The sequence below is a fragment of the Cerasibacillus sp. genome, assembly GCF_036516575.1.
GTDB lineage: Bacteria > Bacillota > Bacilli > Bacillales > Amphibacillaceae > Cerasibacillus.
The window spans coordinates 1-10,295 of the sequence record NZ_DATBTY010000057.1; the positions used below are offsets into that span (position 1 = coordinate 1).

The window sequence follows — 10,295 nt, forward strand, 5'->3', positions numbered from 1 at the left end:
GGTTTATATGTATACTTCTTTAGCTTTGCGACTGCCTCATTTATTGGATTACCGATTTTAATTTTAGGTAAAATATTTCCAAATCACATAAAAATTAAAAATATACCGATGGCACCATTTATCGCACTTGGTACATTAATCACTTACATCGTGATTCAAAATTAAATCCCCTCATTCAAATTACTTGTATAAAATAATTATTAAGCGCTATAATAAATTATAGGGCTTTAGTAATAAAGCTCTATAAGACCACTGCTGCGATGCCCATAAATTCGACAGCTCGTGGTCTTTTTATTCATATAGTTGGGTAACCTTTGAAAATCTATGGTTGTAGCTCTTTAAATATTTTTTTATTATTATCTTCATAGTTCCTCATTACCTTTTTATTTAAGTTTGTGTACCATTCATGGCCTAACTTCTTATATCTCTCGGTTCGTTCGCTTCTCATCTCCGCAAAATAACGATGTGCCTGGTCGGTAATATAGCCCGTATTTCTTAATTCATTAATGATAAAAAAGATATTTGCTCTTTCACGATCATTTACTTTTTTCCATTCATCATAGAATTGTTCTATTTCCTCAATCTGATCATTCTTATGCTTATCCAGTGATTCTTTTGTCTGTTTTTGCCACTCTTTCCACATACGTAACATGTCTTCTTGATCATGAAATGCCTTATTTAGTTCTTTTTCATTTCCAGCCTTGGCATACAAGCCTTTTCCTACTTCGGCTATCTGTTCTAGTTGTTTCTGAGCCTTTTTATCTACACCAAACCCAATAACATTAATAATCGGATGAATTTCTGAATCACTTAATGACTTAGCGACAGCTATTGGATCTCCATCACATGTTTCAATACCATCACTAACAACGTAGACAAGATTTGTATATTCTTCTCTTGGATATTCAGCAAAATCCTCAGCTGCTTGTTCTAAACTAAATGCGATGGGTGTCCAGCCTTTTGGCTCATATTTATTAAGTGCTTCTTTAAATTCACTTTTGTTATAGGGCTGAATGTCATATATCAAATCACTTCTTGAGCATGAACGCTCTTTGTCTGAATCTTTTCCTGATCCGATATGTCCGTAAACACGGAGTCCAACATTTGCGTGACTTGGTAATTTGGATAAAAAATCTTGGATTGCTTCTCTAGCAATTTGAATCATAGGTTTTCCTTTAATTTGCTTGTTCATGCTACCACTTAAATCTAAAATGATTAATACATTTAGATTCTCTTTATATACGGATTGTTCTTCTTGCAAAGCTGGATGAGAAAATGGTTGTACAATTTTCTCTTGAAAAATTGAAGTCGGATCCGGGTATTTTTCAGCGAATAAAGAATGATAGCCTTGCCACCAATCATGTAAATATGCTTCATCTACTTCGTTTTCAATCCGTGGCAAGTGTGTTTTTATAACATCAATCATCTCTTCCATTTCATCTCTGTAAGTTTTTTCTGCTAAAGGTCCTGTTGGATAGTTTACAATTTCATCTATTGACGTAGGGTATTCGTCAGGCAACTCTTTAAGTAGCGCCTTTAAATCTGGCTCATTTTCGTTTGAGCTGCATGCTACTAAATTCAACGAAAAAATAACAAATATGGTAGTTAACTTCATTAAATCTTTTAAATTCACACTTTAACACCTCTACGTCTTAAAATGTCTTCTATCCATTTTTAGCGCAATTGTAACGTTCGACTTGGCCAGTTAAGTGCTCGAATAAATGGCACTTCAACACCCATTCCTATTTGCGGTAAATCCTCTTTCATTTTCCGCATAAATCCAGGTACTTCACTTGATTCAAATTCAGCAGAAGTTATCACTTCGATACGATTTTTATTATTAAATATCTTAATTTTCGTATCAGATACTTTGGCGTTATTTTTTCTTATGACATTCTTAACAACACCCGGAATTTCTGCTGTCGCTCTTTGCATAGCTAAACGAATTTGTCGTTTTAATCTTGCGTCTCTTGACATTCTATAGAGAAGCGTTTTATCAATTGCTTTTCGATGCCTTTCATTCTCTGATAACGAATCACCAGATAATGAACTTTTTTCCGCATGATAATCATCAATTAAATAACAAATATCGTCACCACAAGGGTACGAATAGTGCTCAATCACATTCATCGCCTGTTTATATACAACCCCTGTTGCAGCAAGACTTCCTTGTTGTGCAGCTGTATTAGCTTGGTTGTCTACAGCAAACACTTTAATAAAATTTAGTAATAACACAAACATTAATATCCCAAAAAATACAACAGCCATCATTAAGAGTGACATACCACCAGATTCATCTTGATATAGTTTTCTTAAACGTTTCATCATTCTAACACCCTACTGTATGATTTATGTGGTATTGTAAATGTTTTTCTCCAACGCTCAGGCAAAAAAACGATTTTATAGTTGGCATCGAATTTAACGTTGAAATATTTATCTCCTTCAGATTGAACGGAGAAGTTTGTATAGTTCATGCTACTATTGGAACCAATGATATTCCGTACTGCCCGCTCTGCATCACTCCTGTCTTTTGTTATTGAATAGACTTTGGCAGATTCATTTACAGCTTTTTGTGCCATTAATAACGATGTGCCTGTACCGATTAATTGCCATATAATAAGAAGCAAAATAATGACAAATGGCAACAGGCCGATGAATTCAATCGATAACGAACCTTGTTCATTATGAAACAAATCATTTTTTCCTTTCATATTATCTTCACCCCTTGAAAAGTATTTTTTATCACTTTGTTCCATCTTCATATTCCTTATTTATATCCTGCAATAGTTTTTCATAATTTTCATCAATTTTTTCTTTTAATTTCTTAAACCATTCTCTCTTAATATTCTTATATAACTGGGATCTCTCACTCACCTTTTCTCTATTATAGTCATATGATTGTTTTGTAATATATTTTTCAGATAATAATTTGCTATTGATAGCCCGAATATTATTAGATTCATTCCAATTAATTCTACTCCACTCACTAAAGAACTCATCCGATTCCACTCTCAGTTGTGAACGTTGTTCTAGGACACTATGACTAGCTCCTCTTTTCCATTCATCCCACTTTTTCAAAACTTCTTCCGCTTGTTTAAACGTTTCTTGTAATTGCTCTTCATTCCCTGCATTTGTATAGACCCCACCACCTGCCTCAGCGATTTCTCTCAGATGGCTTTGACCTTCGATATCAACATTAAAGCCAATGACGTTAATAATCGGTTCAATATTGGAGTCTACGAGATCTTCTGCTGCTTTGACTGGATCACCACCACAAGTTTCGGCTCCATCACTGACTACGTAGACGAGATTTGTATTTCTATCACTAGGATAGTCTGCAAAATCTTCTTTTACCTTTTCTAAACTTAAGCCAATTGGCGTCCAACCTGTTGGTTCGAATGGCTCTATCACCTTCTTAAATTCTTGCTTATTTAAAGGCTGAATATCATAGACTAGTTCTGTACTCTGACAAGATTCCTCTTTTGTTTTTCCTGTACGTTTTCCCTCATGACCATACACCCTAAGACCGATATTTACATCTTCTGGCAAATCTGACACAAAATCGTTAATGGAGTCTTTTGCGATATCCATCATCGATTTACCATTAATTTCATTGGCCATACTGCCGCTCACATCCAGAATGACGAGGACGTTCATGTTTTCCTTAAAATGAAAACGCTCATCTTCTATATTTGGGTTTCCAAATTGTTCCATATTCATCATACGTATTATATTATTTGGATCTGGATAGTCTTCAGAAAAAAGATAACTATATGCACGCCACCATTGTTCTAAATAAGCCTGATCTTTTTCCTCTTCAATAGGTGGTAATTTTTCTTTCACATATACAATCATTTCTTCTATTTCTTCGTTACTGTCTTTTCCAGCTAATGGACCTACTGGATAGTTAAGTATTTCTTCTAAGTTTTTTGGGTCTGCTGGAGCCAAATCTAGTAAGTTTTCCGTTAAGTCAATCGGTTCATCTTGCATATCTTGATTATTAACGTCACCATCCTTTTTTAAATTAGTCATATCTCGTGTTTGTTTATTTTCATCAATTTTCCCTTGATTATTTTCTAGCCGCTCTTCATTTGATGAACACGCAGTAATAACTAGAATCATTAATATTAACATAAATACAAAAAGATAATTCGTATTCTTAATAGACAAATTTTACACTTCCTTTTTAAAATAGTTATATGAAGTTAATATCTAGAAGAGCTTTGATAACTATATGTTAAGCATATGTCCTAGGTATTAAATTAAGTGATAGGAACAGATTGAATCACTGTTCCTATCACTCTAATAATTTTTAAGTTTAAAATCCAAACCAACCGCTTACAACGTCAATTAATCCACCTAAAATAGATGTAATACCTGAGGAACCTGCTCCACCATCGCCAAAGAATTTAGTAAAAATGAAAATTATTAAAACTACCACTGCTGCGATACCCATAAATTCAACTGCTGTAGAACCTTCCTCGCCGTTTTTCAAATTATTGAGCTTTGTCCGGCCATTTACATATAGCTTTTGTCCAAATTTCGTCATTATTTTCCTCTCCCTTTTAATTTAATAATAATCCTTAAACACTTTTTCAAACAACAACTGATTAAAACCCCTTTCTCATTAATCACCCCCTTAAAATTTCGACACTCATTAAAACAATCCACTATTTCTTACATTATCTATTATATTTAAAAGTACTAATCCTCCTATCAAAACAAGTGCTGTTGGCATAACGACAAATGTCGTAATCATTGTTACTTTTGGTGCTGCTTTTGCTGCTAGCTCTTTTACTTTTTCTTTCCTTAGCCTTCTAATCTCCATCGATTGAGTTTCAAATGTTTTTGATACAGGTACTCCTAATTGTGCTCCGCGAATTAATGATTTGATCACCATTTCAAATTCTGGTACATCTGTACGATCAATTAATTCCCTATACGCTTCCTCCCGTGGTATCCCTAATTGTAGGCGTTGATTAAATCGCGCAAATTCGTCTTTTATCGGTCCTCCGAAATAACTTGATATTTGATTTAAAGCTTGATCTAGACTTGCACCTGCTTTTAAATTGACACTTACCATATCTAGAAAATCTGGCAAGGCATAACTAAGTTCCGCTTGTCGTTTTTTCGCCTTATTTCGTATCCATATGATTGGATAGAAAAATCCTATGATAGGTAATAACACAATTAATAAATAACTGAAAGGAAAATCAATAATTACAGTAATAATTCCAGCTATTAATCCTATAATAAATAGAACAATTTTAAAGCCATGAAATCGTTTAACTGTAAGATTTAATGGGTGATTAGCATGAATAAGCCAACGTGATACATCATCTGATTCACTAAAGAAATTAAAGCGCTCTCCTATATCAGAAAAATCATCAGCATAAACTAATAATCTCTCTAAAACACGTTGAAACAAACTTTTCTTTTTAACATTAGTTGTTTGCATTGGCATATCGGCAACATCAACTAAGTAATCTTGTACTTTTTCTTTCTCAGTTAAGTAGCGGTACCAAGCCGAAAACATAATACCGATAAATATGACTCCCGCAAAAATAACTGTAAATAATAGTAGTTCATCCATGGTCTACACCCTTATATTCGTTACTTTTCGTACTAAAAAAAATGATAACGCGGTACCAATTCCGAAAATAACCAATAATATTATTCCAAATCCTGAAAACAAAACGTTTATGTACCCCTCTTGCATGAGATTTAATGCTATTAATAAAAAAATAGGTATAGAAGGAATAATATAAGACACAAAACGTTGTTCAGACGTTAACGTCTTAATCTCTTGCTCTAAAAACTGTCGTTCATCTAGGACATGAGCCATTTCTTCTAATGTGTCATGGATATTCCCACCTGATTTCTTTTGAGTGATGAGAGTGACAACGAATATCGTAAATTCTCTACTTTTAAAACGCTTTTGAAACTTTAATAGCGCTTCTTCAAAGTCAACACCTAAGTTCAATTCATTTGCCAACCGCTGAAACTCGCTTTTCGACGGCTCGCTAATTTCATCGGCTACAAGTTGAATCCCTTGAGTAATGGTCATTCCAGATCTCGTTGCATTTGAAAGGGTGGCACAAACTTCAGATAGTTGTTCATTCATCTTTTCTTCTAATTTATTTCGGCGAACGAGGAATAACAATCGACTCATTCCAAAACTTCCGCTGACACCGATGATAATACTAATGTACATTGGAAACTTTAAAAAATTATTTGATAAAAAGAATAAGATTAATCCACCAAGTATGAACATGCTGACATATTCAGAAGGTGTTAAATGTAAGTTTATTTCTCTTAGTTTCCTTTGAAGTTTATGGCCACGATCTGATTGATCAAACTTTTCTCCCCATACGACGATAAAGCTTTTCCGTCTTTTAGGTGCATCTAAGGCAACTTTCGTCTTACCTTTCCATTGCCTTTTCTCCATGCGGTAATCCATATAACTATAAAGACCCCATATCGCAAATACTGCGGCGATACTAAATATAACTGATGCTGTCATCTGGGTTCACCCCTTCTTTCGCTTTAAACATTGACTCAGGCATATCCTGACCAAAAACTTTCAAGCGTTGTAAGCTCGTTGGCTGAATTCCTGTAGCTGTAAAGTCACCTAATACTTTTCCATCTAAGCTAAGTCCTGTACGGCTAAATTTAAAGATTTCTTTTAGCATGACTTTACCACCTTTGTTATCGATAACGACTTCAGAAATGGACATCATTTTACGTTGTCCATCTTGCAATCGCACGATTTGAATAATAAAGTCTAGTGCACCAACTATATACTCTCGAATGATTGAAGACGGAAGTTCCATTCCTGCCATCATAATCATCCCTTCTAGACGCCGAATAGCATCGAGTGGTGAGTTAGCGTGTACTGTTGTAAGTGACCCTTCGTGACCCGTATTCATCGCCTGCAGCATATCAAACGCTTCTGCGCCACGAACTTCCCCAACGACGATACGGTCAGGTCGCATCCGTAAAGCATTTCGTACGAGGTCGCGGATAGTGATAGCACCTTTATCTTCAGTGTTCGGCGGTCTTGCTTCAAGTCCGACAACATTCGGTCTATCTAGTTTCAATTCTGCTGAGTCTTCTACGGTAATAACGCGCTCATTTGGTGGAATAGAGCGTGCCAATGCATTAAGTAAAGTTGTCTTTCCACTACCAGTTCCGCCTGAGATCAATACATTCGATTTCGCGCTGACGACGCCTTGCAAAAATTTTGACATATCTTGATTAATTGATTTGAAATCAATTAAATCACTCATCGTGTATGGGTCTTTTCTAAATTTACGGATGGAGACAAGTGTCCCATTTAAGCTGATTGGAGGAATAACCGCGTTCACACGGCTTCCATCTGGTAATCGAGCATCTACCATTGGCGAACTTTCATCAATTCTTCGGCCTAAAGGTGCGACAACCCGATCAACAATATGGCGGACATGACGCTCATCTCGGAACTTCACTTTTGTAAGGCGTAGTTGTCCTTTCTTCTCAATATATACTTCACCATGACCATTAATGAGTATTTCTGTAATTTCTTCATCGGCTAATAGTGGTTCAAGTGGTCCAAATCCAACCGATTCATCAATAATACGTGTTAATAAATGTTCTTTATCTCGTTGTGAAATAACGACTCTTTCTTCTCTCATGAACTGAGTAACAATCCGTTCAATTGCATCGCGCATTTCTTGTTGACCTAACTTAGTCAATTGATCTAAGTTCATTTCATTTAGCAATCGGTTCTTATAATGGTTGCTAAGTTCCTCAACATACGGATTATCATATGGAGAATAGGCTACTTTATTTGGTTTTTTTTCTAAAGTCATTTCCCTTTTCTTAAAGAGTCCCATTTTCTTTCACCAACCTGTATTATTTTAGCTGTGATACGACCCATTTTCGGACTTGTTTAGAAATAGCCGGAAGTTTCTTTTCTTTTATTTCCTTACGTAATGGCTCCCCTTTGTTGATAGATGGGAGAACCCCTTTCTTATCTTCTCTGATTTTTGCTGCGATTGAAAAAGATATAAATTCATTTACATCAGACGGCAATAGTTCATTACTGCGTTCTAGCCGATTCATAACGACTTGTAAACGATCTTCCGTATCTAAGCGTAAGCGCGTAAATAAATCTTGTACTCTTTTAAACAACGTGATAGATGGCGTATCTAGGGTCATCACATAGTGAATAATTTCGGATTCTTCTAAGGCGCTAAATGTTTTTGCATCCATATATGATGGAATGTCGACAATGACAATATCGTAAGCACGGCTGCACGTTCTTAATAGTCGGGTTATATGTTCATCAGTCATTCGTTCTTCGATTTCCGCATCTTGTGGACTTAGTAATAAGTCTAATTTGGAGTAAGGCTCTTTAACGGCTACATTTCGAATGTGACTTTCATTGAGCTCGTCCATAACTGGCAATAACTCAGCATATGACCGAATACGATCCACGCCTAAAAATGTTTCTGCACCACCATATTGAATATTTAAGTCAATAAATAAAACATCTGCCGTCGATTCGAGTTTGACTGTTTGGGCGTACAGAGTAGAAAGAAGTGTTTTTCCTACACCGCCCTTTCCACTGTAAAAGGAATGGATACGCCCTTTTCTTTTTTTCAAAGCATGCTCTGTTGCTATTGTTTCTTTCTTTGATGTTAGTTGTTCTGTTACAGCATGTACAGCTTGTTGGAGACGCTCATTTAAACTGTCCAATTCTTCTGGGAGCACGAAATAATCTTGCATGCCTTCTCTAAGTAAATTTCTGAGCAAACTAAAATTCTGCTGGTCTGCTAGATAAATAAAAATAGGTGGAAAATTTTCAGCCAATTCTTGTTGAATATATTGTATTAACTCAGTCGCCGCATTTCCATCATATGCATGTACGAGGACAATATGCGGCGTGACTCTGCTAACTTCTCTAGCAACCTCATTTGAAGTAATCGCTTGAATAACAGCATTGTCTGTATTTAACTGTAGAATGAGTTCTTCACTTCTATTGTAATCATTTGAAATTAACAGTATTCTAACTTGGTTATCCATTGATTGCCCTCCAACTATGTGTATCAATGCAAGGTCATTTATTTGCCTTATTTATCGTTGTTTTTCTTCTTTGTTTCATCTTTTGTTTTATCAGTTTTCTCTTCTTTTGATTTTTGATCTTCTGTATTATCACTAGGTTCTTCATCTTTTTTCTCTTCCGCTACTTCATGGTCTTCTTCATCTGACTCTTTCTTTGTTTCTACTTTTTCAGACTCTGCAGCACCTGATTTTAAAACTCTTAAATAGTCTGCATAGTTCTGCATATGAATAAGTTCTGGTGCATCTTCAGTCGATACTTCTAATGCTACGCCCCTAAGGCCTTCATCATCATTAATAATCTTATGAACTGGCACATCTCTCATAAAAAGCTCTGTTACAGGATCATCCTCAAATGAATGTGACACAATGATATCGACTCGATCTAAATATTCAAGTTCATCATCAAAATGAACATTTCCATTATCTGTTAACAATTCAACTAAGCGCTTTCCATCAGCTGTTAGTTCTGTATCTGGCTTTAAAATATTATGTGTTATGAGATCGCCTTCTTTGAGTGGTATGATAGATACTTGGTTTTCGAGTTGTTCTAAGGAGAGGATGTGTCCATCTGTTACGTAGCGATTAGGTATTTCAACTGCAACAACATCGTCAGGTTTGATGATTTGTCTTGAGGGGATATTCTTACCTGCGAAATAAACATCAGTCATTTTTCCTAAATCAGAATTTAATTGTTGATATTTGTTGTAGAATAACATGCCAGCAATAGCTGCTAGAATAAAAGACAAGACCATAAATATGAGTGCTCTTCGTTTGGATTCAAACATGCTTTCATTTACCTCTTTCGATTATGATAGATTTTCGTTGTTTGTTTAATTACTATGATTCAATTAATAAAAGAGCTTGTGTTGTGATTGTGTCATTTTTATGAACAAGTTACTGTTTCTGTTATAATACTAAACTTTTAGAAAAAATCAACCCTTCAAAATACAAATGGTATGTTGGACCTATGTTTACAATTAAGCCCTTCCATATTAAAAATATATTCCTTTTTACTCAATAAAAACAGTTCATACGTTCGTTTATTTCCCCATATTATAATTTAAAATATATATTTAGTTTTTTATACCTATTTTATCCATAGTGGTTTAATACTATTATTTACATATACGTAACAAAAATTTTACATTATAATAAAACTTAATTTTTTGCATAATGCTTGTTCTTGTGGG

At 35.0% G+C, this 10,295-nt stretch carries 10 protein-coding genes; all 10 read right to left on the bottom strand.

The annotated features are described in order from the left end of the window. Window positions 1–322: 322 nt before the first annotated feature. Complete coding sequence (locus tag VIG73_RS09325) at window positions 323–1,633, bottom strand: VWA domain-containing protein (RefSeq protein WP_331641261.1); 1,311 nt, start codon at window positions 1,631–1,633, stop codon at window positions 323–325. A 41-nt stretch (window positions 1,634–1,674) separates the two neighbouring features. Further along, the gene (locus VIG73_RS09330) at window positions 1,675–2,325 is read right to left on the bottom strand and encodes a hypothetical protein (RefSeq protein ID WP_331641263.1); all 651 of its coding nucleotides are present in this window, start codon (window positions 2,323–2,325) and stop codon (window positions 1,675–1,677) included. Further along, window positions 2,325–2,711: a hypothetical protein gene (locus tag VIG73_RS09335; RefSeq protein WP_331641265.1), complete on the bottom strand. Its 387-nt coding sequence runs from the start codon at window positions 2,709–2,711 to the stop codon at window positions 2,325–2,327. Before VIG73_RS09335 ends, VIG73_RS09330 begins: the two co-directional genes overlap by 1 nt. Window positions 2,712–2,742: 31 nt before the next feature. Continuing rightward, window positions 2,743–4,170: a VWA domain-containing protein gene (locus VIG73_RS09340; protein WP_331641268.1), complete on the bottom strand. Its 1,428-nt coding sequence runs from the start codon at window positions 4,168–4,170 to the stop codon at window positions 2,743–2,745. A 148-nt stretch (window positions 4,171–4,318) separates the two neighbouring features. After that, window positions 4,319–4,549 (bottom strand): hypothetical protein, encoded by a 231-nt coding sequence (locus VIG73_RS09345; RefSeq protein ID WP_331641270.1) that lies wholly within the window; start codon window positions 4,547–4,549, stop codon window positions 4,319–4,321. 108 nt (window positions 4,550–4,657) lie between these two features. Continuing rightward, entirely contained in the window at window positions 4,658–5,593 is a 936-nt protein-coding gene (locus VIG73_RS09350) for a type II secretion system F family protein (RefSeq protein WP_331641272.1), read from the bottom strand. 3 nt (window positions 5,594–5,596) lie between these two features. After that, window positions 5,597–6,523, bottom strand: a complete 927-nt coding sequence (locus tag VIG73_RS09355) for a type II secretion system F family protein (protein WP_331641274.1) — start codon at window positions 6,521–6,523, stop codon at window positions 5,597–5,599. After that, window positions 6,501–7,874: a CpaF family protein gene (locus VIG73_RS09360; protein WP_331641276.1), complete on the bottom strand. Its 1,374-nt coding sequence runs from the start codon at window positions 7,872–7,874 to the stop codon at window positions 6,501–6,503. Before VIG73_RS09360 ends, VIG73_RS09355 begins: the two co-directional genes overlap by 23 nt. Before the next feature lie 19 nt (window positions 7,875–7,893). Next, entirely contained in the window at window positions 7,894–9,066 is a 1,173-nt protein-coding gene (locus VIG73_RS09365; RefSeq protein WP_331641278.1) for an AAA family ATPase, read from the bottom strand. A 47-nt stretch (window positions 9,067–9,113) separates the two neighbouring features. Then, window positions 9,114–9,890 carry a Flp pilus assembly protein CpaB gene (cpaB, locus tag VIG73_RS09370; RefSeq protein WP_331641281.1) on the bottom strand — a complete coding sequence of 259 codons (777 nt, stop codon included), beginning with the start codon at window positions 9,888–9,890 and terminating at the stop codon, window positions 9,114–9,116. Between the last annotated feature and the right edge of the window lie 405 nt (window positions 9,891–10,295).

Excerpts from the sequence above, each read along its gene's own strand:
- VIG73_RS09330 (WP_331641263.1), bottom strand. The coding sequence starts at position 2,325 with ATGAAACGTTTAAGAAAACTATATCAAGATGAATCTGGTGGTATGTCA.
- VIG73_RS09335 (WP_331641265.1), bottom strand. The coding sequence starts at position 2,711 with ATGAAAGGAAAAAATGATTTGTTTCATAATGAACAAGGTTCGTTATCG.
- VIG73_RS09345 (WP_331641270.1), bottom strand. The coding sequence starts at position 4,549 with ATGACGAAATTTGGACAAAAGCTATATGTAAATGGCCGGACAAAGCTC.
- VIG73_RS09350 (WP_331641272.1), bottom strand. The coding sequence starts at position 5,593 with ATGGATGAACTACTATTATTTACAGTTATTTTTGCGGGAGTCATATTT.
- VIG73_RS09355 (WP_331641274.1), bottom strand. The coding sequence starts at position 6,523 with ATGACAGCATCAGTTATATTTAGTATCGCCGCAGTATTTGCGATATGG.
- VIG73_RS09360 (WP_331641276.1), bottom strand. The coding sequence starts at position 7,874 with ATGGGACTCTTTAAGAAAAGGGAAATGACTTTAGAAAAAAAACCAAAT.
- VIG73_RS09365 (WP_331641278.1), bottom strand. The coding sequence starts at position 9,066 with ATGGATAACCAAGTTAGAATACTGTTAATTTCAAATGATTACAATAGA.
- cpaB (WP_331641281.1), bottom strand. The coding sequence starts at position 9,890 with ATGTTTGAATCCAAACGAAGAGCACTCATATTTATGGTCTTGTCTTTT.